The organism is Sphingobium sp. B2 (genome assembly GCF_007693735.1).
GTDB lineage: Bacteria > Pseudomonadota > Alphaproteobacteria > Sphingomonadales > Sphingomonadaceae > Sphingobium > Sphingobium xenophagum.
Genome location: NZ_VDBZ01000001.1, coordinates 990,390 through 1,011,397 on the forward strand (window position 1 = coordinate 990,390; position 21,008 = coordinate 1,011,397).

Genomic DNA, 21,008 nt, shown 5'->3' on the forward strand with positions numbered 1-21,008 from the left:
GCTTGGCCTTGCTATTCGGAGAGGCGCGTTCTTCTCCCTTCCCTGAAAGGGAGGGGAGAAGAAAGAGGGGCGTTTTCCGCGCCCCTCTTTGTTTGGATCAGGCCAGAGCGGCCTTGAGCGCGTCCACCAGATCGGTCTTTTCCCAAGGGAAATAGTCGCCTTCGGGCGTGCGGCCGAAATGGCCGTAGGCGGCGGTTTTCTGATAGATGGGCTTGTTGAGGCCGAGATGGGTGCGGATGCCCTTGGGCGTGAGGCGCACCAGCGTTGGCAGGACCGTTTCGATCGCCGAGGCTTCGACGGTGCCGGTGCCGTGCAGGTCGACGTAGAGCGAAAGCGGTTCGGCGACGCCGATGGCGTAGGAAAGCTGGATCGTGCAGCGGCGGGCGAGGCCGGCAGCGACGACATTCTTGGCGAGGTAGCGGGTGATATAGGCGGCCGAGCGGTCGACCTTGGTCGGGTCCTTGCCGCTGAACGCGCCGCCGCCATGCGGCGAGGCGCCGCCATAGGTGTCGACGATGATCTTGCGGCCAGTCAGGCCAGCGTCGCCGTCCGGCCCGCCGATTTCGAAAAGGCCGGTCGGGTTGACGTAAATCGCTTCTTCGCCGGGCAGCCAGCCTTCGGGCAGGATGTCGGCCATGACGCCCTTCACATAGTCGCGCAGCTTGGCGCGGCTTTCATCATTGTCCATGCCTGCGGCATGCTGGGTCGATACGACCAGAGCGGTCGCGCGGACCGGCTTTTCATTGATATATTCGAGCGTGACCTGGCTCTTGGCGTCGGGTTCGAGAAAGTCGACGACCTGCGCGTGGCGGTCGGCGGCCATGCGTTCCAAGATCTTGTGGCTGTAATAGAGGGTGGCGGGCATGAGGTCGGGGGTTTCGTCCGACGCATAGCCGAACATGATGCCCTGATCGCCGGCGCCTTCATCCTTGTTGCCGCTTTCATCGACGCCCTGGGCGATGTGGGCGGACTGGCCGTGGAGATTATTTTCGAAGCGGAAGGTCTGCCAGTGGAAGCCGTCCTGCTCATAGCCGATGCGCTTGACCGTGGCGCGGACGGTGGCTTCGATCTCTTCCTGCGCGCCCGGTGCCCAGGCGCCATTTTCATAGACGCCCTTGCAGCGGATTTCACCGGCCAGGACGACGAGCTGGGTCGTGGTCAGGGTTTCGCAGGCGATGCGGGCTTCGGGGTCTTTCGACAGGAAGAGGTCGACGATGGCGTCGGAAATCTGGTCTGCAACCTTGTCGGGATGGCCTTCGGACACGGATTCCGAGGTGAAGAGGAATTGGTTACGCATGGGACTCCCGTAAACGGCTGAACCGGAAAACGATATAAAGAATAGTTTATGTGGCTATTAGCTTTTGCTGCGCTGCATGGCAATGGCCAGTCCGGCGAGCAGCAGCATGAGGGCGAAGGGCGCCCAGTTGCCGACCCGTGCGAAGAGGGTGGGGGCAAGCGGCGGGGGCAGGCCGGAATCCAGGAAACCGGCGCGGTTGAGGCCCAGCGCATGGACGACTTGGCCGCGCGCGTCGATGATCGCGGAGACGCCGGTGGGGGTGGAGCGGATGATCGGGATGCCTTCTTCCAGCGCGCGGAGGCGGGCTTGCGCCAGATGCTGGACCGGACCCCAGCTGCCGAACCAGGCGTCGTTGGAAGGGTTGAAGAGAAAATCGGGGCGGTTGGCGCGGTCGATCACCTGACCCGAAAAGATGATCTCATAGCAGATCTGCACCCCCATTTTGAGGTCGGGACGACCAAGCGTGGCGGGCAGCGGGAGGCTTTGCGGACCGGGACCGGGCCAGAAATCGGCATCGCCCGGTACGAGGCGCGAGAGGCCGAGGGGCGTGAGGATGTTCCGCATCGGCAGATACTCGCCATAGGGGACGAGATGCGCCTTGCTGTAGCGGCCAAGCAAACGGGCGTCGGGCGTGACGATCCAGACACTGTTGTTCGCGCCCGCCAGCTTTTGCGTGATGACGCCATTTTCCTCGACCGGCTTGAAATAGACCTTGTCCGCGCCGGTCATCAGCAGGTCGCCGGGGCCAAGCAGGCTGGCGAGGCGGGCGCGCCAGCCCGGTTCCATGTCGAGATAGGCGGGGATGGCGGCTTCGGGCCAGAAAATGAGACGCGGGGCGGGCCGGGGCTGGCCGGAGAGGGCGGCAAGCTTGCGGAAATTGGCGACTTCGTTTTCGACCGAATATTTCTGGTCCTGGCCGATATTGGGCTGGACGACGCGGACGCGCGGCGCGCCGGGGGGGGCGGCGGGGCCGGGGGCGAGATGGCCCCAGAGCGCGAGGAGAAGAAGCGGGGCTGCGATCGCGGCGGCCGGGCGGTAGTGGCGCTGGAACGCAAGAAGCAGCGCGCCCGCCGCGAGGATGGTGAGGGCGCTCAGCCCATAGGTGCCGATCAGGGTGGCGGCGATGGCGATGCCGGTGGGGAGCAGGGTGACGCCGAGCGGGTTCCAGGCGAAGCCGGTGAAAGCCCAGGCGCGCAGATATTCCGTGCCCAGCCAGAAGGCCGCGAAGAAGAGGAGGGGGGGCAGTGCCATCCATCCTCCCCTGCAAGGGGAGGTGGCATCGCGTCGCGATGACGGAGGGGTGTCGCCCTCACGATAGGGTGACACCCCTCCACCACTTCGTGGTCCCCCTCCCCTTGCAGGGGAGGAATGAGAAAGCCACCATGTCCCAAGGGTCGCCAGGCCGGGATAGACCGCCAGATAGAGCGACAGCAGCAGCACCGCGCCATAGCCGAACCAGTGCGGCATCATGTCCTGAAAGGTGAAGGCGTGGGCGATCCAGTTGAGGCCGAGGGTGAAATGGCCAAGGCCGAAAAGCCAGCCGCGGGTGAAGGCGGCGCGGCGGTCCGGGGCGTGCTGGATCAGGAGGATCAGCGCGATCAGGCAGGCGAGCGTTACCGGCCAGAGATTGAGGGGAGCAAAGCCGGTGGCGGAGGCGAACCCTGCCAGCAGCGCCGCGACTTTGGGATGGCGAGCGAAGGCTTGCTTCAGCACGTCAGCGGATCGATTCCATCGTTGCGGCGCTGCAACTGTCGCTCTTGCCGGGGCCGCCGGTCAGCATGGACGCGGCGATGAAGCCGCCGACGATGAGGACGAGGAACAGGCCCGACAGGAGGGCGAGATATTTTTCGATGAACGCCTTGATCGGGCGGCCGAATTTCCAGAACAGGAAGCCGACCAGCATGAATTGAAAAGCGCGGCTGAGCAGGCTGGCCCAGATGAAGGTGAAGAGCGGCAGGCCGATGAAGCCCGCGGTGATCGTGATCAGTTTGAACGGGATCGGCGTTGCGCCCTTGATCAGGATGATTTCCGCCCCGAATTCACGCAGATAGCAGGCCGCTACCGGGAATTTGGCCGCAAGGCCGAGCGCGGCGAGCAATTGCTGGCCGACCGTTTCATACAGGAAATAGCCGATAGCATAGCCCATCAGTCCGCCCAGCACGGAAGCCAGGGTGCAGATGAAGCCGAATCGCAGCGCGCGTTCCGGGCGGGCGAGGCACATGAGGCCGAGCAGCGGATGCGGCGGGATGGGAAAGAAGCTGGATTCCATGAAGCTGAAGGCGAACAGCCAGCGTTCGGCGTGGCGGTGGGCGGCTTTCGCCAGCATCCATTGGTAAAGCCTGGTCAGCATCGGGGCCGACCCCTAGCCGAGATGATGGCCGGTCGCCAGCGCCTTTTGCGGGCGGCGATCCATGGCGTATCGATGGCGCGGCGCTGGCGGGTCATGGCCTCAGCCTGGCGCGACGGCGTTGACGGGACGGCGACGTCTGGGCATGAGCCATCATCAGTCCTGTTCGGTCGGCGCGTTTGACAGTTTCAACCATATCCTGGGCCAGAGTGCGGCAACGCGCGGGCGGCATGGCGTTTGCGCTGGTGCTGAACGCTATCCTGCTGCTTGCGCTGTTCACGCTGGCCCCCAAGCCCGAACCCAAAAGGGTGGACGACCGGATGCCGGTGACGTTCGACGTCGAGACCGGGCAGAAGGCGGAGACGGAGCAGAAGCGCGCGCCCAAGGCGGAGCGGCGCGAGAAGGAGGATGCGGCCGCGCCCAAACAGGCCGAGGCGGTGGTGCGGCCACCCGTGCCGGTCGCCAAGCCCGCCGAAGATCCGCCGTCGCCCTTCCCCTTTCTGACCCTGGATCGGGAGCAGATGGCGTCGGCCGATATTGGCCGCATGCCCAAGGCGGCGAAAGGGGCAAGCGCGGCGGGGCAGGGCAACAGCGCCGCGGTTGCGGGACCGGGCGAGGGGCCGGGCGGCGTGCAATTGTTCAACGCCGAATGGTATCGGCGGCCCACCGATGCGGAGCTTTCCCCGTTCCTGCCCGCCAATGCGCCGCCCAATGGATGGGGCATGGTCGCGTGCAAGACGGTCGATCATTATCATGTCGATAATTGCCAGACGCTAGGGGAATCGCCGCTGGGGTCCGGCTTTGCCCGCGCGGTGCGGCTGGCGGCGTGGCAGTTTCTGGTGCTGCCGCCGCGCGAGAATGGCAAGGTGCTGGTCGGCAGCTGGGTGCGGATACGGATAGATTATACGCGGTCGGTGGCGCGTGCCGGGGGTGGCGCTGGCGCGGGTGGCGAGTGAGTGCCTGCATTAAATAGTTGCATTTCGATACTGTTTTGGCATCCTCCGATCCGGAACAGGACAAGGAGAGATTGCATGATCATCCATGGTGCGCGGCCGTCGCCTTTTGTGCGCAAGGTTATCGTCTTTGCGGCGGAGAAGGGGATTGCGGCAGAGGTAGAGGCGGCCGGTTTCGGGCGCGGGGCGGAAGGCTATCTGAAGGGATCGCCTTTCGGCAAGATTCCGGCACTGGAAGATGGCGATTTCCTGTTGTGCGATTCGAGCGCGATCATAACCTATATGGATGCCCTGCGCCCCGGCGAGGAGATGATCCCGGCCGAACCGAAGGCGCGGGCGCGCACGATATGGTTCGAGGAATTTGGCGACACGATCGTCCAGCCGGCGGGGCAGAAGATATTTTTCAACCGCGTCGTGGCACCCGCGATGAAATTTCCGCAGGATCTGGCGGCGGCGGACAAGGCCGAGGCGGAGGAAATGCCGCGCATATACGACTATCTGGAAGGGGTTTTGCCCGATAGCGGCTGGCTGGTCGAGGATCGCTTCACCCTGGCCGATCTGGCGGCGGCCTGTCCGATCATCAACATATGCTATTGTTCGGACCCGCTGGCGACGGGGCGTTGGCCAAAGGTCGCGGCGTGGATCGAGGCGGTGAAGGCGTGGCCCAGCGTGGCGGAAGCGCTGGAACTGGAGGCGCCGATGGTGGAAGGATTGATGGCCAAAAAATAACCCATTTGGAACATTTGTCTTGACAGCGTCACGCTGTTCTGGCAGAGATGGCCATAGTGGAAAAATGTGAGTCGCCAACGGGGCGATGCAAAAAGGGGCTGATCCGGGCGGGTCGGCCCCTTTTGCGTTGGCCGGGCGCATGCGGGGAAGGGACGAGCATGGCGGACGGGATGGAGGCGCAGATGCTGGAACCGGCGCGCCGCAAGATGGCGGGCGCAGCGCGCGCGCAGATGCGCCGTCCGCGCAAGGACGGCTGGACCAGGGAGCAGGAGCGGCTGTTCCTGCAGACATTGGCGATGACCTGCAACACCAGCGAGGCGGCGCGGGTGGCGGGCGTGTGCCGGACCAGCGCCTATGACCGCAGGCAGCGCAACCGGCGCTTTGCCGCCGACTGGGAACGGGCGATGGATATTGGCTATGCCGAGATCGAGGCGATGCTGATGCGCGAAGCCCTGTTCGGCAGCGAGAGCGAGGAAATCCTGCTGGACGGCGAGGGGAGCGTGAAGAGCCGCAAGATCAAGCGCGGGCATGACCTGAAACTGGCGCTGCAACTGCTGACCCGGCATCGCGACCGGGTGCTGGCCTATCGCGCGAACGCGGCGGCGCAGAAGGAGCGGCCCGATAGCCCCGCGGTGGTACGACGGGTGCGGCGGATGGTGGAAGAGGTTGAACGGATGAGGGCGGCGACGGGGACGTGATGCGTGAGGGCGAACCGGCTTCGTCTCTTTACACTTGTCCGATTGGCGATAGACCTGTGGGTCATGAGAAAATTGATCCTGCTCGCTGCTGCTTCGGCGTTTTCGACTTCGCTTCTGGCTTCGCCCGCGCTGGCGGAGGGCAAGGCGCCTGATCCCGCGCGGTTGAAGGCGACAGTCGAGAAGCTGGTGAGTTTCGGGACGCGGCATACGCTGTCTTCGGCGACCGATCCCAAGCGCGGGATTGGGGCGGCGCGGGCCTGGGCGGCGGCGGAGTTTGCGCGGATTTCCAAGGGGTGCGGCGGCTGCCTGAAGGTTGAGAGCGTGTCGGAACGCTTCACCGCGCCGCGCGTGCCCGATGGCGCGGATATTGTCGATGTGCTGGCGATCCAGACCGGGACGGGCGATCCCAATCAGGTGGTGATCGTCGCGGGGCATATCGACAGCCGGGTCAGCGATGTCATGGATGCGACCAGCGACGCGCCCGGCGCGAACGACAATGGATCGGGCAGCGCGCTGGTGATTGAGGCGGCACGGGTGCTGGCAGGCGAAAAATTCGACGGGACGATCGTCTATGCGCTGTTGTCCGGCGAGGAGCAGGGGTTGCTGGGTGGCAAATTGTTGGCGAACACGGCCAAGGCGCGCGGCTGGCAGGTGCGGGCGATGCTGAACAACGATATTGTCGGCAACACGACCGGGCTGAACGGCCAGATCGTGGCGGACCGGGTGCGGGTATTTTCCGAAGGGATACGATCGTCCGAGGATGGCAAGGCGGGGCTGACCCGGCGCGGCATCGGCGGCGAGGATGACGGGCCTTCGCGGGCGCTGGCCAAGGCGATCGACGGGATTGCGGAGGCCAATCCGCAGATCGGGCTGGACGTGTTTGCGGTGCGGCGGCCCGACCGTTTCGGGCGCGGTGGCGATCATACCCCGTTGCTGGAGGCGGGCTATCCGGCGGTGCGTTTTTCGGTGGGGATCGAGAATTACGACCGGCAGCATCAGGACCTGCGGGTCGAGGGCGGGCGCGATTATGGCGACACGGTTGTTGGCATGGATTTTCCCTATCTAGCGAAGGTGACGGCGCTGAATGTCGCGGCGTTGCGTGTTCTGGCAAGCGCGCCGACGGCGCCGGCGAGCGTGTCGCTGGATGGCGCGCTGTCGATGGATACGCGGGTATTCTGGGACGCGGTGCCGGGGGCGGCGGCCTATCATGTGTATTGGCGGCGGGCCGATGCGCAGGACTGGACCGATAGCCGCGTCGTGACGGGCGCGACCGAATTGCTGCTGAAAGATGTGGTGGTGGACGATCATTTCATCGGCGTGGCGGCCGTGGCCAAGGATGGAAGCGAGAGCATCGTGACGTTCGGCGGGATGGCGCCGCGCAAATAGGGGCGCGCCTGTCGCCGCCCCTGTAAGAAAAGTCCATGTGTGTGCGTGTTTGGTCGGCGAGCGGCTTAATGAAGGGGCGGTTCGACGCAGAAGCTGACGATGAGGTCTCTCATGATTTCCAGCGTCTCCGGCGTAGCTTCTATGACGCATTTGCGAGAATCGTGCCGGTCTTCGCGCCGCTGAATTTTGCCGTCCCGTTCAAGCCTGCTGAGGTGACGCAGTGCCGTCGTCATCGGTGAGCCGCTGGCGTAACATAAGGATGTGACGCATGACGTGCGATATTCCGTCGCATCCGTGACAAGAGCGAGCAGCATGTTCCAGCCAGGGTCCGATATGGGATAATGCAACGCTTCCCCACGACGCAGCGAGGATTTATGAAAAGTGCGGGCAATTTGCCCTATTTCGGCAGTCAAGACCTGCGGGTGGATGGCAGGGTCAGCGTCCGGTGCGACAGTCGCGTGCGCACGAATCATGGTTGAAAGGTCTGCTATGGCCTTTTTGCTGATCCCAAGCAGGATCATGTGGCGTTCAATCTCTCCTATCCGGTCAACCATCAGTTGTACCTCTTCATTGCTGTTCTGCTGGTGAAGTGAAGGATTCTGACGCATTTTCGTCTGTTCGAAAATGCCTCCGGGCGATCAAATCGGTTAAATATGATCCGATATGGAGTTTCTTCCGGGCACGCCCCGGCGAGAGCATCGTGACGTTCGGCGGGATGGCGCCGCGCAAATAGGGGCGCGCCTGTCGCCGCCCCGGCAAGGGGAGGGCGATGGAGACTTCGCATGACGAATGGCTGGACCAGCAAGAGCAGACGCAGGCGAGGATGTTGCGGCAGCTGAAGGAGGCTGGCCGCGAACGCATAAGCCGTGAATGGGACTGGCTGGCGCGGCCGGGGCAGAAGGCGCCGGGGGGCGATTGGCGTATCTGGCTGATGATGGCCGGGCGCGGTTTTGGCAAGACGCGGGCCGGGGCCGAATGGGTGCGGGGCATTGCGGAGGCCCAACCCGGCGCGCGGATCGCGCTGGTCGGCGCGACGCTGGGCGAGGCGCGGCGGGTGATGGTGGAAGGGGCGTCCGGATTGCTGGCGGTCGCGCCCTGGTGGTGCCGCCCGGTCTTTGCCCCGGCGCTGCGCAAGCTGACATGGCCCAATGGCGCGGTGGCGACCCTGTTCGGCGCGGCGGAACCGGAAAGCCTGCGCGGGCCGCAGTTCAGCCATGGCTGGGCCGACGAGATCGCCAAATGGCCCTTTGCACTGGGTGCCTGGGATAATCTGATGATGGCGATGCGGCTGGGGAAAAGCCCGCGCGTCATGGCGACGACGACGCCGCGCCCGGTGGCGCTGGTGCGGCGGCTGGTGGCGGACCGGGATGTCATCGTCACGCGGGGCCGGACGGCGGACAATCGCGCGAACCTGGCCGAGGGCTTCGTCGAGGCGATGGAGCGCAGCTATGGCGGCACGCGGCTGGGGCGGCAGGAACTGGACGGCGAGCTGATCGAGGAGGTGGAGGGTGCGCTCTGGTCGCGCGACCTGATCGAACGATGCCGGGTGGCGCATGTGCCGGGCGGGCCTGATGGGACGGCGCTGCATCGGGTGGTGGTGGCGGTCGATCCGCCTGCGTCCGCCCATGGCGATGCGTGCGGGATCGTAGTGGCGGGCGTGGGCGGTGACGGGCGCGCCTATGTGATTGCCGATGCGAGCGTCGAGGGCTGCTCACCCGAACAATGGGCGCGCGCGGTGGCTGCGGCTGCGCTGGTGCATGGCGCTGACAAGGTGGTGGCCGAAGCGAATAATGGCGGGGCGATGGTGGAAAGCGTGCTGCGCGCGGCGGACGCCATGCTGCCGGTGAAGCTGGTCCATGCCTCGCGCGGCAAAGTGGCGCGGGCCGAACCCGTGGCGGCCCTGTACGAAGCCGGGCGGGTGGCGCATCGCGGGGCGTTCGCGCGGCTGGAGGATGAGATGTGCGGCTTGCTGGCCGGGGGCGGCTATGTGGGGCCGGGACGATCGCCCGATCGCGCCGACGCGCTGGTATGGGCGCTGACCGAACTGATGCTGGGGCGGCGGGGCGAGGCGCGGGTGCGGGGGTTGTGAGGGGAACCCCGCGGTGCCGTCGGTCGTTTCGGGAGCATCGGATTTGAAGTGGAGATTTGGTGATGAAGATGGTGACGATGCTCGGCGCGCTGGTCGGGGCGACGCTGGTGGCTACCCCGGTGATGGCGGTGACGCTGAGCGCGAAGGAAAGGGCGCGGGTGGCGAGGGCGGCACCGCGTGATCGCGACGATGTGCGCTATTGCCTGATCCAGGGGAAGAAGGGGCGCGACAAGGGCACCGTGATCGGCGCGGCTGGCGGTGCTGGCGTCGGGCTGGTCGCCGGTGGTGGCCTGGGCGAGACGCTGCTGGGCGCGGGCGCCGGGGCGCTGGCGGGCCGGGTGATCGGCAAGAGCGAGGGGACGAACTCGACCTGCGACCGGGTGTTGCGGCGCAATCCTTGACCCTTCATTTGGTAGGGCAGTTCAACTGCGGCCCGTCCGTTTCGGGTTCGGGCGAGAAACGGCAGCGTGCGGTTTCTCGACTTCGCTCGAACCGAACGGAGGTTGGGGAGCAAACGAAAGCCATTCTGGTTTGACTTGAGGGTGGGGCGTTCTCCCTCTCGCGGCCTCGGCAGGCGGCTTTGCTGCCAGCCTTCGCTTCAGGTTTAGCGCGATTTCCGAGTCATCGGAATTCTATCTGATTGGAAATCGCTTTGGCCCTCTCCCCGTCGGGGTGAGGGTTTTTTGTTGTGCGGGAGGCAAGCATGAAATTCTTTGGGATGAAGGCCGTGCAGGCGGATGCGCGGCCGGTGCTGGCGCGCGCCTGGGGGACGGGTGCGGTGGCGCTGGGCGAGTGGCCCGCCAGCTATGAGGCGCAGGTGCGTGGCGGCGTGATCGGCAATCCGGTGGCGCAGCGGGCGATGCGGCTGGTGTCGGAAGGGGCGGGGGCGACTGCGCTGAAAGCCTCTGGCGTGGAGCATGGGGCGCGGGTGCTGGCGCTGGTGGCACGGGCGTCGGCGGGGCAAGGGCTGGTGGAGACGCTGGCCTGCCACCTGTTGTTGCATGGCAATGCCTATGTGCAGGTGATCGGCGGGGCGGACGGGATGCCCGCCGAGCTGTTCGCGCTGCGCCCTGAGCGGGTGTCGGTGGAGGCCGATGCGCGGGGGTGGCCCGCGGCCTATCTCTATCGCGTCGGGGAGAGCGTGACGCGCCTGTCGCCCGAAGATGGCGCGGGGCGGACCACGGTGCTGCATCTCAAAAGCCTGCATCCGCTGGACGATCATTATGGATTGGGCTGTGTCGGCGCGGCGGCGGGGGCAGTGGCGATCCATAATAGCGCGACGGTGTGGAACAAGGCGCTGCTGGACAATGCGGCGCGGCCCAGCGGCGCGATGGTTTATGATCCGGGGGACGGATCGGTCATGGCGCCCGACCAGTATGAGCGGGTGAAGCGCGAGATGGAGATCGCCTTTGCGGGCGCGGCCAATGCCGGGCGGCCCATGCTGCTGGAGGGTGGGCTGAGTTGGAAGGCGCTGAGCCTGACGCCGGCGGAGATGGACTTTGTGGGGCTGAAGGCGGCGGCGGCGCGGGAGATTGCGCTGGCCTTTGGCGTGCCGCCGATGCTGATGGGGCTGCCCGGCGACAATAGTTACGCCAATTATCGCGAGGCGAACAAGGCGCTGTGGCGGCAGACGATATTGCCGCTGGTGAACAAGATCGGCGCGGGGTTGGGGCAGGGGCTGAGCGGCTGGTGGCCGGGGCTGCGGATCGAGCCGGACCTGGATGGCATCGCGGCGCTGAGCGACGAGCGGGCGGCACTGTGGGAGCGGGTCGCGGGGGCGGATTTCCTGTCGGCGGAGGAGAAGAAGGGGCTGTTGGGGTTGTGAGGGGGGCTGGGGTTCCCCCGCTCCCAACTGCGCCAAGGGGGCGCGGGGATTGGAGGGCGCGATGAAACAGGATGGCGAGATGCTGGCGCGGTTGGTGGCGCAGGCGGAAGGCGGGCCGGGGGCGATGGACATGGTGATGATCCGGGCGCTGGTGGAGGAGGCGAGCGAGCTGGGCGCGGGGCGGGCGCTGGAGCGACTGGGGCTGGCGGACCGGCGGGCGGAGGGCGATGTGCGCGAACTGCGCGAACTGCTGCGCGCCTGGCGCGACGCGAAGAAGGCGGCGCGCGGGGCGGTGATCGGCTGGCTGGTGCGGATCGCGCTGGCGCTGGTGCTGCTGGGGATTGCGGTCAAGACCGGGCTGGTCGGGTTGGTTAGAACGTGAGTGGCGATGGGGCGCCTGTTCCGTTCGGGCTGAGCAAAGTCGAAGCCCTTGGCCGCGCGGAGCGAGGTCAGAAGCCTTCGACAAGCGCAGGCAAGCCCCCTTCGACTGCCCGCCTGCGGCAGGCGCTCAGGACAGGCTTCGACAGGCTCAGGGCGAACGGAGATTATATGGCTCAAGACGTGCGCTTTGCCGGTTATGCGGCGATTTTCGACCGGGTGGACCGGGGCGGGGATGTGGTGCGGGCGGGGGCGTTCGGTAGCGTGCGCGCGGCGGGGGTGCCGTTGCTGTGGCAGCATGGGCCGGGGCAGGTGATCGGCGCGATCGAGCGGCTGGAGGAGGATGCGCGCGGGTTGCGGGTGATCGGCCGGGTGTCGGCGCGGACGGCGGCCGGGCGGGAGGCGGCGGCGGGGCTGAAGGCCGGGGCGTTGGATGGGCTGTCGTTTGGGTATCGCGTGCGGGAGGCACGCGGGGCGGGACCGCGCGAATTGCTGGCGCTGGAGCTGGTGGAGGTGAGTCTGGTGACGCATCCGATGCAGGATCGGGCGCGGGTGCATAAGGTGGAGGGATTTACGCCAACGCGCGCCCCCTCATCCAACTGCGCCTAGCCAGCAAGCTGGCAAGGCTTCGTATCCTTCTCCCCCGTGGGGAGAAGGTTTGTTTTTTGAAGGGCGGTCCCATCCGGGGCCGCCCTTTTTTGTGTTTTCTAGCGGGAGAATGACATGACGGACGGCGTGACGGATGCTCTGGAGGGGAGCTTTGATGTGGTGCTTCAGGGGGAGCGGATTGCGGCTTTGGAAGCGGATTTGAGCGCGATGCGGGTGGCGATGCAGCGGCCTGCGCTCGATGGGGTGAAGGGCGAGGCGGTTGATCCGGCGCGCGCGGCTTTTGTCGATCGTTATCTGCGGCAGGGGCAGGAAGCGGGGGTGGAGCTCAAGAGCTTTTCCGGGGCTTCGGGCGCGAGCGGGGGGTATGCGGTGCCGCGCGAGATCGATCAGCTGATCGATGCGACGCTGAAAGGCATTTCGCCCATTCGTAGCATCGCCAATGTCGTGCGGACCGGGACGGCGGGCTATCGCAAGCTGGTGAGTGCGGGCGGGATCGTGTCGGGTTGGGCCAGTGAGACGGGGGCGCGGGGCGAGACGGGGACGCCGAGCTTCAACGAGATCGCGCCGCCATCGGGCGAACTGTTCGCCAATCCGGCGGCGAGCCAGGCGATGCTGGACGATGCGCAGTTCGATGTCGAGGGCTGGCTGGCGGGCGAGATTGCCCGTGAATTTGCGGTGGCGGAGGGTGCGGCCTTCATCACCGGCAATGGCACGAACAAGCCCAAGGGCTTCCTGACCTATACGACGACCAATGAGGCGGACAGTGTGCGGGCGTTCGGATCGCTGCAATATGTCGCGTCGGGCGCGGCGGGGGCTTTTGCCGCGTCCGACCCGCAGGACCGGCTGATCGACCTGGTGCAGAGCCTGCGCGCGCCCTACCGGCAAGGGGCGAGCTTTGTCATGAACAGCGCGACGCTGAGCGCCATTCGCAAGATGAAAACGAGCGATGGCGCATTTTTGTGGCAGCCGTCGATGAGCGCTGGCCAGCCCGCGACGCTGCTGGGCTATCCGGTGGTCGAGGCCGAGGATATGCCGGACATCAGCGCGGGCAGCCTGTCGATCGCGTTCGGCAATTTCCAGGCGGGCTATGTCATTGCCGAGCGCAGCGACACCAGCATCCTGCGCGATCCGTTCAGCAACAAGCCGTTCATGCATTTCTACGCGGTCAAGCGGATCGGCGGGGCCGTGGCGAATAGCGAGGCGATCAAATTGATGAAGTTTGCGGCTTCGTGAGGGGCGAGGGGGTGGTTCCCCCTCTTCCAACTTCGCCTAACCCGCTGCGCGGGTAAGGCTGCATATCCTTCTCCCCCCAGGGGAGAAGGTTTGGGGGGGGAGGCGTTTGGCCTTCCCCCTTTTTTGTTTGGGGGGAGCAAGCGGCGATGAGCCTGTATCTGAAGGATGCCGACAGCAGCATCGATCATGGGATCGACTGGTCCGCCCATCTGGCGGGGCAGAGCATCGCCGCCAGCCTGTGGAGCGTGGCGCCGGTCGAAGCGGGCGGATTGAGCGTGGAGGCTTCCGCGTTCGAAGGCTTGCGGACCAGCGCGCGGGTGAGCGGCGGGCTGATCGGGCGGCTCTATCGACTGACGAACCGGGTCACTTTGTCCGACGGGCAGGTGGACGCGCGGTCGGTGACATTTCGGGTGGAGGAATGCTGATGCTGGCGCAGGATGAGAGCGGGACGCTGGCGGCGTCGCTGGCCGAGCTGAAGGCCTATTTGCGGATCGAGACGAGTGGCGAGGATGGAGTGCTGGCCGGGTTGCTGCGCAGCGCGTCGGCCCTGTGCGAGCAATTTGTCGGGCAGTGGCTGATCGTGCGGGGCGCGCAGGAGATGGTGGCGGGCGATGGAAGCTGGCAGCGGCTGACGGCGCGGCCCGTGGTGGGAATCGAGAGTGTCGAGGCGGTGGAGGCGGATGGCATGGCGGTCGCCCTGCCGGTCGATGGCTATGCGATCGACATCGATGCGACCGGCGAGGGGTGGGTGCGATCGACGCGCGCGGGCGACAGGCGGCGATTGCTGGTGCGCTATTCGGCGGGCATGGCGAGCGAGATGAACGGCCTGCCCGAAGCATTGCGGCAGGGGATCGTGCGGCTGGCGGCGGAGCATTTTTCCGCGCGCGGGACGGAAGGGGCCGCGCCCCCCCGCCGTGGTGAGCGCGCTGTGGCGGCCATGGCGGCGGATGCGGTTGCAATGAGGGCGGCGCTGGCGCGGATGGTGGCGCATCGGGCGGCGCGGCGACGGGCGGCGGTCGCGGCGGCGCTGGATGAGGCGGGGCTGGACGTCAGCATCGAAGGCGAACTGGTGCGGGCGTCCGGGCGCGGCCTGGTGGCGCGCTGGTGGCGGGATCTGGCGCTGCGGGAAGCGGGGAGGGGCGGATTATGAGCGCGGAAGTGGCGGTGCGCGCGGCGGTGATCGATGCGTTGCGGGCGGACACGCTGTTGATGGACGGGCTGAACGGTCTGTTCGACGGCGATCCGGTGCGGGCCAGCCAGCCCTATGGCGTGGTGGGCGAGTGCATCGGCGCGGACTGGGGCGGCAAGGATGTGGCGGGGCGCGAGTTGCGGCTGACGATCGGCCTGCACGACGGTGGCGAGACGCCGGCGCGGCTGGCGGGGATGATCGCGCGGATCGACCCGGTGCTGGCGGGCGTGGCGGTGCGCGAGGGGTGGCGGATCGTAACGGCACGGTTGGTGCGGTCCCGCGTTGCGCGGGCGACGCGGCAGCTGTCTCTTATACACATCTAGATGTGTATAAGAGACAGACCCGGTGCTGGCGGGCGTGGCGGTGCGCGAGGGGTGGCGGATCGTGACGGCACGGTTGGTGCGGTCCCGCGTTGCGCGGGCGACGCGGCAGGGCGGAGGCTGGTCCGCGGTGGTGGATTATCGGTTGCGGGCGGTTTGGGAGGGGTAGGCGCTACGGACTGAGCGTCGTGCCCCCTCTCAACTGCGGCCGGGGCAGCAAGCTGCCGGGCCTTCGTATCTCTCCCCGGTGGGGAGAGATAAATATGCGCGTCAGCCCGGCGCGTTATAATCTTCATATTCGCTGGTGATCTTGTCGACATATTCCGAAATCTGGTCGTCGGCGTCGGCCTGCGCTGCTTTTTCGGACATGCCGTCAGCCTTGTCCGCCGCGACGATCGCGGTGCGGAAGGCGGTTTCCTTGGCGGCGCAGGTCTTTTTCATGTCGGCCTGAAAATCGCCCAGCGTCAGCTTCTTTTCCAAGCCCGGCTGAATCTGGGCCGACAGGCATTGCGAATAGGCCTTGCGACCCATGCCGACAGGATCGGCGGGGGCGGCGGCTGCGGTTGTGACCAGCAACATAAGCGGTGCGATGAAGATCATTGAGACTCTCCTTAACCAGCGTTTTGCACGCTTTATCGGAAGAAAGGATGCGCCATGGGCGTCGAAAAGGGAAGTGCGTTTCTGTTGAAGGTTGGTGATGGCAACATTCCGGCAACATATGCCACGGTGGCGGGGATGCGCACTACGCAATTGTCCGTGAATGGCGAGGCGGTGAACATCACGTCCAAGGATTCGGGCGGGTGGCGCGAATTGCTGTCGGGCGCGGGGGTGCGATCGGTCAGCGTGTCGGCGGCGGGGCTGTTCACCGGATCGGCGGCGGAGGTGGCAATTCGCAACCATGCGCTGTCCGGCACGATCGAGGATTATGAACTGAGTTTCGAGAGCGGCGAGCGGATGCGCGGGCGCTTTCTGGTGACGCGGCTCGACTATGCCGGGGACTATAATGGCGAGCGCAATTATGCGCTGAGCCTGGAAAGCTCCGGCGCGGTGGTGTCGGAATGAGCGGGGCTAAGGCGGAGCGCCCAAATCCCGAACGGGGCGAGGCGGCGCTGGCGATTGGCGGCGACATGCTGGCGTTGCGACCGAGTTTTGCGGCGCTGGTGGCGGCGGAGGCGGAACTGGGGCCGCTGTTCGCGCTGGTGGAGCGGGCGGCGGACGGCAAGCTGTCGCTGGGCGATCTGGTGGCATTGTTCTGGCATTGTCTGGTCGATCGCGACCGGATGGATCGCGATACGCTGGGCGAGGCGATTCTGGCGGTGGGACTGGCCAAGGTGACGCCGGTGCTCAAGGCCATTTTGCAGCAGATATTGGCGGGCAAATGACGCGCTTTGCGCAAGGGGCGGCGCGGCTGGCCGGGGTGGCCGGGTGGCTGCTGGGCTGGCGGCCCGATGAATTCTGGCGCGCGACGCCCGCTGAACTGGCGGCGGTGCTGGCGGCCGCGCGCGGGGACGAGGCGGTCGATGCGGGGGTGGATGGGCATGAGCTGAAGCGGTTGATGGGGGCGATGCCGGACTAGCAGGGCGGCGTGCTCCCGCCTGCGCGGGAGCACAGGCGAGAGGGCGGGACTGGGCTCCCGCCTGCGCGGGAGCACTGGGTTCAGGTGGCGGGGGCGATGCCGGATTGACCCATTGCCGTTCGGCCCTTCGACAAGCTCAGGAGAGCGAAGTCGAAGCCGACCACTGAGCCGCAGGCGAAGTGCCTTCGCTCCGCTCAGGCTGGCCCTTTGACTTCGCTCAGGGCGAACGGAAATTGAAAGGGAGTGACCCGGATGGACGAGGAAATCGAGACGCTGGTGGTGCGGGTTCGGGCCGATACGCAGGGGTTGAGCCGGGACGTGGAGGCGATGCGGGCGGGGATTGAGGGGCCGCTGGGCGACGGGGCGGAGCGGGCCGGGCGGCGGATCGAGCAAGGGCTGCTGCGCGCGGTGCGGACGGGCAAGTTCGGCTTTGAGGATTTGCGGCGGATCGCCCTGTCCGTGCTGGACGAGATTGCGGGCAGCGCGTTGCGCGGGGCGATGGGTGGCGCTGGTGGCGGGGCTGGCGGGCTTGTCAATCTGGGGGCGTCGCTGCTGACGTCGGCATTGGGATTGCCGGGGCGGGCCACGGGCGGGCCGGTGGCGCCGGGGCGGGCATATATGGTCGGCGAGCGCGGGCCTGAAATGTTCGTACCGACGAGCAGCGGGCAAGTCGTGGCACATGGCGGCGGCGCGCGCGATGTGCGGGTGAGCATTGCGGTGAATGGTCGGGGGCAGGAGAGCGAGGCGCGGCTGCTGGCGCGCAGTGCGCGGCAGGTGGCGCGGGCGGTGAAGGGGGTGCTGGGCTGATGGGGAAGCTGGACTATTGGCTGGCGGATGCGCGGCGGGGGCAGGAGACGCGCTGGATGAAGCGCTTTGCGCCGAGCCACTGGACCGTCAATTTTCCGCGCCCGATGATGGCGAGCGTGGTCACGACCGGGGCGGATGCCTTGCGGGTGGATGCGACCTTTTACGGGTCGGGCGATCTGGCGGGGCTGATCTGGGAGGCGGTGGACGGGTGGAGCCATCCCCTGCTGGCCTATGAGACAGCGCGGGATTTCAGGGCATGCGTGCTGCGGTTCCGGTGGCGGAGCGGCGGCCTGCGCACGCTGGACGAGACGCATGGGCCGACGCTGACGATCGAGGGGCGGGATGCGGCGGGCAATCCGCGCGCCTGGTATGTGCGGCTGTGGAATTATGCGAACGGTGGGCCGGAAGACGCGGTTGTCACGCTGGATTTCGCGGCGCTGGACGGCGGGTTCCTGTTGCCGGAGGAGGCCGATCCGGTGTGGGCGGGGGATGTGGACCGGATGTTCATATCGCTGGTGCCGCCCGATTATGATGCGGGGGACACGCCCTTTGCCAGCGGGGTCGAGGGCTGGGCCGAATTGTCCGACATGGCGTGCGACGGGGCGGGTTCCGTGCTGGCGACAGGTGACGTCATGGTGCCCGACCATGGGCTGGCGATGGCGACCGGCTATGACGACTGTTTCAACCAGACGCCCGAACGGGTGGTCGCGGCGATCCATGCGCTGGGCTATCGCGGGGCGATCAACCATTATGTGGGCATGAGCCATTATTTCCGGCTCGAACGGCCCGATCCTTCCAGCGGGGAGGGGCTGTACGTCAGTCTGACCGGCGGGGCGCTGAACGCGCCCTGCGCGGCATGGCACCGGGATTTTGCGCGCCGGGCGAAGGCGCTGGGCTTCGATGTCATCTGGTCGCTATCCTATGAACTGTTCGACGCGCATTGCTGGAACGACTGGAAGCAGCGGGCGGAAAATGGCGATCCGGCGCTGACCGGCTGGGTGCCGCCATCGACATTGCTGTCGCCCGCGCATGGCGGGGCGATGGGATATGTGCAGGCCGTCGCAAGTGCCTTTGTTTCCATTGGGTTGGAAGTCGGTCTGCCGATCCTGTTTCAGGTCGGTGAGCCATGGTGGTGGGTCGTGCCGGGCGACGGGCGGATATGCATTTATGACGATGCGGCGCGGGCGGCCTTTGGCGGCAGTCCGGTGTCGATTGCGAGCATCTGGACGCCGCTGGACGAGGCGCAATGCGCTTTGCTGGATCAGGCGGGAGCGGTGCTGGCGGCGTCCACCGCGGCCTTGTGCGCGGCGGTGAAGGCGGTCGCGCCGGGCGCGGTGACGCATTTGCTGGCCTATCTGCCGACGATATTGGACCCGCGCGCGCCGCAGGCCAAGCGGGCGAACATGCCGCTGGGTTGGGCCGCGCCAGCCTTCGACGTGCTGCAACTGGAAGATTATGACTGGGTGACGGAGGAGCGGCCGGGGCTGACGGCGCGGGGCATACAGCTTGCGACGGCGCGGCTGGGCTATCCGATCGAGGAGCAGCATTATTTTTCGGGCTTCGTGCTGTTGCCCGAACAGGCGGGCCAGTGGCGCGCGATTGCGGCGGCGGCGCAGGCGTCGGTGGACCGGGGGACGGCAGCGACCTTCATCTGGGCGCTGCCCCAGGCGTGCCGCGATGGCTTTACCGCGTTCAGGATCAATGGAGAGGGTGCGATGCAAGCCTTTGACGATATTGTCTTTCCGCTGGGCATAGGGCGCGAGGCAAGCCTGTCGCCGACCTTTTCGACGCAGATCGTCGAAAGCCCGTCGGGGCATGAACGGCGCAGCAGCGACTGGGCGGATGCGCGGCTGTCCTTCGACGCGGGACCGGGGGTGCGGTCCGAGGCGGACATAGCGACGCTGATCGCGTTTTTCCGGGCGCGACGTGGCGCGGCGCGGGGGTTCCGGTTCAGCGATCCCTATGACGATCGCAGCGGCGCGCCGGGGCAGGCGCCGGGGCCGATCGACCAGAGGCTGGGCGTGGGGGACGGGGTGCAGGCCTCGTTCCAGCTGACGCGCTATTATGGCGCGGGAGAGGATGCGCAGGCGCGGATCATCACACGGCCGGTGGCGGGGACGATCCGGGTCGCGGCGGATGGCGTGGAGTTGGCCAGCGGGTGGAGCCATGCGGGAATGGGGATCATCGCCTTTGACGAGGCGCCGGCGGCGGGCGTGCTGCTGACCGCTGGCTTTCGCTTCGACGTGCCGGTGCGCTTTGCCGAGGATCGGCTGGACATCAACCGCGCGACCTTTGCCGCCGGGGAAGCGCCGTCGGTGCCGCTGGTGGAGATACGCGAATGGGCATGATCGGGGCGCTGGAGCAGCCGCTGGTCACGCTGGCCTTTTGCTGGCGGATCGAGCGGCGGGACGGGGTGACGATTGGGCTGACGAGCCATGATCGCGATCTGGCGATCGGCGGGCTGACCTATCGCGCCGCACCGGGGATGACGCCATCGGCGATCCGCAGCGGCATCGGGCTGGAGGGCGAGGATAGCGACCTGGCTGGGGCGCTTTCCAGCGATGCGATCAGCGAGGCGGATCTGATGGCGGGGCGCTGGGATGGCGCGGCGCTGGAAGTGTGGCTGACGCAATGGGGGGCTTTGGGAGAAGCGCCGGGCGACCTGTGGCTGTCGCTGGCGCGGGGCGAAATTGGCGCGGTGGCGCGCAAGGGGGCGGCGTTCAGCGCGGAACTGATCGGCGCGGCGGCGGTGCTGGGGGCGGCGGTTGCGCCATCGACATCACCCGATTGTCGCGCGACCCTGGGCGACCGGGCGTGCCGGGTGGACATGGCGGCGCGGCGGCGGGTGGTGACTGTGTCGGCTGTAGACGGGGCGGTGGTCGCCGCGACCGGGCTGACGCCCGGCGACTATGCGTTCGGGACATTGCGCTGGCTGGGCGGGGCGAATGTCGGGCTGGTGCAGGCCGTGGTGGATAATCAGGCGGACGGGGTGACTCTGGCCGACCCGCCGGCCTTTGCGGTGGTGGCGGGGACATTGGCGTTGCTGACGGAGGGGTGCGACCGGCAGATGGCGACCTGCGCCGGGCGCTTTGGCAATGGGGTGAATTTCCGGGGCGAACCCTATCTGCCGGGGATGGATCTGCTGACCCGCTATCCCGGCGCATGAGCGCGGTCGAGCGGGCGCGGGCGCTGGTCGGCGTGCCGTTTCGGCTGCATGGGCGGAGCGCGGCTGGCGTGGACTGTGTCGGGCTGGTCGCTCTGGCGCTGGGGCTGAATGCGCCCTGCGCCTATGGTTTGCGCAGCGGCGATGCCGGGCGGGCCGACGGCTGGTTGCGGGCGGCGGGATTGGTGCCGGTAGCAGGCGGTGTGCCGGGCGATGTTGCGCTGGTGCGGCCCGGTCCCCTGCAATTGCATCTGATGATCTGTGTGCCGGGCGGGTTTGTCCATGCCCATGCCGGGTTGCGCCGTGTGGTCGAGATGCCGGGGCCATCGCCCTGGCCGGTGATGGGTTGGTGGGCCTTGATATGAACGTGCGCCCGCCTGCGCGGGAGCAGGGTGCTTTTGGGAGATTT

26 protein-coding genes and 1 pseudogene are annotated in these 21,008 nt (G+C 66.9%); 22 read left to right on the top strand and 5 right to left on the bottom strand.

From position 1 onward, the window contains the following. Nucleotides 1-97: 97 nt before the first annotated feature. Genes metK through FE851_RS04920 form a run of 3 tightly spaced genes read right to left on the bottom strand, consistent with a single transcriptional unit; the run spans nt 98 to nt 3,647 of the window. Nucleotides 98-1,297: a methionine adenosyltransferase gene (metK, locus tag FE851_RS04910; RefSeq protein WP_145200374.1), complete on the bottom strand. Its 1,200-nt coding sequence runs from the start codon at nt 1,295-1,297 to the stop codon at nt 98-100. A gap of 57 nt (nt 1,298-1,354) precedes the next feature. Continuing rightward, the gene (gene lnt, locus FE851_RS04915) at nt 1,355-3,010 is read right to left on the bottom strand and encodes an apolipoprotein N-acyltransferase (RefSeq protein WP_145200377.1); all 1,656 of its coding nucleotides are present in this window, start codon (nt 3,008-3,010) and stop codon (nt 1,355-1,357) included. 1 nt (nt 3,011) lies between these two features. Then, entirely contained in the window at nt 3,012-3,647 is a 636-nt protein-coding gene (locus tag FE851_RS04920) for a YqaA family protein (RefSeq protein ID WP_017184525.1), read from the bottom strand. A gap of 227 nt (nt 3,648-3,874) precedes the next feature. Here FE851_RS04920 and FE851_RS04925 point away from each other — a divergent pair, with 227 nt between their 5' ends. The 4 genes from FE851_RS04925 to FE851_RS04940 all read left to right on the top strand — a co-directional run bounded on the left by FE851_RS04925 (nt 3,875) and on the right by FE851_RS04940 (nt 7,410). Further along, nucleotides 3,875-4,600, top strand: coding sequence for a hypothetical protein (locus FE851_RS04925; RefSeq protein ID WP_017184523.1), 726 nt, complete (start codon nt 3,875-3,877; stop codon nt 4,598-4,600). A 75-nt stretch (nt 4,601-4,675) separates the two neighbouring features. Further along, nucleotides 4,676-5,326 (top strand): glutathione S-transferase family protein, encoded by a 651-nt coding sequence (locus tag FE851_RS04930; protein ID WP_130752597.1) that lies wholly within the window; start codon nt 4,676-4,678, stop codon nt 5,324-5,326. A gap of 158 nt (nt 5,327-5,484) precedes the next feature. Further along, the gene (locus FE851_RS04935; RefSeq protein ID WP_145200380.1) at nt 5,485-6,024 is read left to right on the top strand and encodes a hypothetical protein; all 540 of its coding nucleotides are present in this window, start codon (nt 5,485-5,487) and stop codon (nt 6,022-6,024) included. Nucleotides 6,025-6,087: 63 nt separating this feature from the next. Continuing rightward, nucleotides 6,088-7,410: a M28 family peptidase gene (locus tag FE851_RS04940; RefSeq protein ID WP_145200383.1), complete on the top strand. Its 1,323-nt coding sequence runs from the start codon at nt 6,088-6,090 to the stop codon at nt 7,408-7,410. 65 nt (nt 7,411-7,475) lie between these two features. Here the strand turns inward: FE851_RS04940 and FE851_RS04945 are convergent, their stop codons facing one another. After that, a complete protein-coding gene (locus tag FE851_RS04945) occupies nt 7,476-8,018 on the bottom strand; it encodes a hypothetical protein (protein WP_026002651.1) in 543 nt (180 codons plus the stop codon). A gap of 215 nt (nt 8,019-8,233) precedes the next feature. On the opposite strand from FE851_RS04945, the gene FE851_RS04950 reads away from it, so the two are divergent. The 11 genes and pseudogenes from FE851_RS04950 to FE851_RS26010 all read left to right on the top strand — a co-directional run bounded on the left by FE851_RS04950 (nt 8,234) and on the right by FE851_RS26010 (nt 15,222). Further along, nucleotides 8,234-9,499 carry a DNA-packaging protein gene (locus FE851_RS04950; protein WP_261370973.1) on the top strand — a complete coding sequence of 422 codons (1,266 nt, stop codon included), beginning with the start codon at nt 8,234-8,236 and terminating at the stop codon, nt 9,497-9,499. A gap of 62 nt (nt 9,500-9,561) precedes the next feature. Continuing rightward, on the top strand, nt 9,562-9,900 hold the full coding sequence (locus tag FE851_RS04955) for a hypothetical protein (RefSeq protein WP_017184517.1): 339 nt from the start codon (nt 9,562-9,564) through the stop codon (nt 9,898-9,900). A 302-nt stretch (nt 9,901-10,202) separates the two neighbouring features. Beyond that, nucleotides 10,203-11,324 (top strand): phage portal protein, encoded by a 1,122-nt coding sequence (locus FE851_RS04960; protein ID WP_145200389.1) that lies wholly within the window; start codon nt 10,203-10,205, stop codon nt 11,322-11,324. 61 nt (nt 11,325-11,385) lie between these two features. Beyond that, entirely contained in the window at nt 11,386-11,706 is a 321-nt protein-coding gene (locus tag FE851_RS04965; protein WP_017184515.1) for a DUF6127 family protein, read from the top strand. Between the two features lie 167 nt (nt 11,707-11,873). Further along, nucleotides 11,874-12,311, top strand: coding sequence for an HK97 family phage prohead protease (locus FE851_RS04970; protein ID WP_145200392.1), 438 nt, complete (start codon nt 11,874-11,876; stop codon nt 12,309-12,311). A 114-nt stretch (nt 12,312-12,425) separates the two neighbouring features. Continuing rightward, nucleotides 12,426-13,544, top strand: a complete 1,119-nt coding sequence (locus FE851_RS04975) for a phage major capsid protein (RefSeq protein ID WP_145200395.1) — start codon at nt 12,426-12,428, stop codon at nt 13,542-13,544. A 146-nt stretch (nt 13,545-13,690) separates the two neighbouring features. Then, a complete protein-coding gene (locus tag FE851_RS04980; RefSeq protein ID WP_145200398.1) occupies nt 13,691-13,969 on the top strand; it encodes a hypothetical protein in 279 nt (92 codons plus the stop codon). Next, nucleotides 13,963-14,506 (top strand): annotated as a pseudogene (locus FE851_RS04985) (hypothetical protein). Before FE851_RS04980 ends, FE851_RS04985 begins: the two are co-directional and overlap by 7 nt. After that, the gene (locus FE851_RS04990; RefSeq protein WP_145200401.1) at nt 14,503-14,694 is read left to right on the top strand and encodes a hypothetical protein; all 192 of its coding nucleotides are present in this window, start codon (nt 14,503-14,505) and stop codon (nt 14,692-14,694) included. Before FE851_RS04985 ends, FE851_RS04990 begins: the two are co-directional and overlap by 4 nt. Further along, nucleotides 14,691-15,056 carry a DUF3168 domain-containing protein gene (locus FE851_RS04995; protein WP_145200404.1) on the top strand — a complete coding sequence of 122 codons (366 nt, stop codon included), beginning with the start codon at nt 14,691-14,693 and terminating at the stop codon, nt 15,054-15,056. Before FE851_RS04990 ends, FE851_RS04995 begins: the two co-directional genes overlap by 4 nt. 22 nt (nt 15,057-15,078) lie before the next feature. After that, on the top strand, nt 15,079-15,222 hold the full coding sequence (locus FE851_RS26010) for a hypothetical protein (protein ID WP_186378756.1): 144 nt from the start codon (nt 15,079-15,081) through the stop codon (nt 15,220-15,222). A 101-nt stretch (nt 15,223-15,323) separates the two neighbouring features. On the opposite strand, the gene FE851_RS05000 is transcribed toward FE851_RS26010, so the two are convergent. Next, nucleotides 15,324-15,653 (bottom strand): hypothetical protein, encoded by a 330-nt coding sequence (locus FE851_RS05000; RefSeq protein ID WP_017184508.1) that lies wholly within the window; start codon nt 15,651-15,653, stop codon nt 15,324-15,326. Between the two features lie 54 nt (nt 15,654-15,707). On the opposite strand from FE851_RS05000, the gene FE851_RS05005 reads away from it, so the two are divergent. The 7 genes from FE851_RS05005 to FE851_RS05035 all read left to right on the top strand — a co-directional run bounded on the left by FE851_RS05005 (nt 15,708) and on the right by FE851_RS05035 (nt 20,964). After that, a complete protein-coding gene (locus tag FE851_RS05005; RefSeq protein ID WP_017184507.1) occupies nt 15,708-16,115 on the top strand; it encodes a phage major tail protein, TP901-1 family in 408 nt (135 codons plus the stop codon). Beyond that, nucleotides 16,112-16,435, top strand: coding sequence for a gene transfer agent family protein (locus tag FE851_RS05010; protein ID WP_019052631.1), 324 nt, complete (start codon nt 16,112-16,114; stop codon nt 16,433-16,435). The genes FE851_RS05005 and FE851_RS05010 overlap by 4 nt, the downstream gene beginning before the upstream one ends. Next, a complete protein-coding gene (locus FE851_RS05015; RefSeq protein WP_019052630.1) occupies nt 16,432-16,629 on the top strand; it encodes a phage tail assembly chaperone in 198 nt (65 codons plus the stop codon). The genes FE851_RS05010 and FE851_RS05015 overlap by 4 nt, the downstream gene beginning before the upstream one ends. Nucleotides 16,630-16,881: 252 nt before the next feature. After that, nucleotides 16,882-17,436, top strand: a complete 555-nt coding sequence (locus FE851_RS05020; RefSeq protein ID WP_145200407.1) for a tail tape measure protein — start codon at nt 16,882-16,884, stop codon at nt 17,434-17,436. After that, nucleotides 17,436-19,784: a DUF2460 domain-containing protein gene (locus tag FE851_RS05025; RefSeq protein ID WP_145200410.1), complete on the top strand. Its 2,349-nt coding sequence runs from the start codon at nt 17,436-17,438 to the stop codon at nt 19,782-19,784. Before FE851_RS05020 ends, FE851_RS05025 begins: the two co-directional genes overlap by 1 nt. Further along, nucleotides 19,781-20,602 (top strand): DUF2163 domain-containing protein, encoded by an 822-nt coding sequence (locus FE851_RS05030; RefSeq protein ID WP_145204132.1) that lies wholly within the window; start codon nt 19,781-19,783, stop codon nt 20,600-20,602. The genes FE851_RS05025 and FE851_RS05030 overlap by 4 nt, the downstream gene beginning before the upstream one ends. Continuing rightward, a complete protein-coding gene (locus FE851_RS05035) occupies nt 20,599-20,964 on the top strand; it encodes an NlpC/P60 family protein (RefSeq protein WP_145200413.1) in 366 nt (121 codons plus the stop codon). Before FE851_RS05030 ends, FE851_RS05035 begins: the two co-directional genes overlap by 4 nt. Nucleotides 20,965-21,008 lie beyond the last annotated feature (44 nt).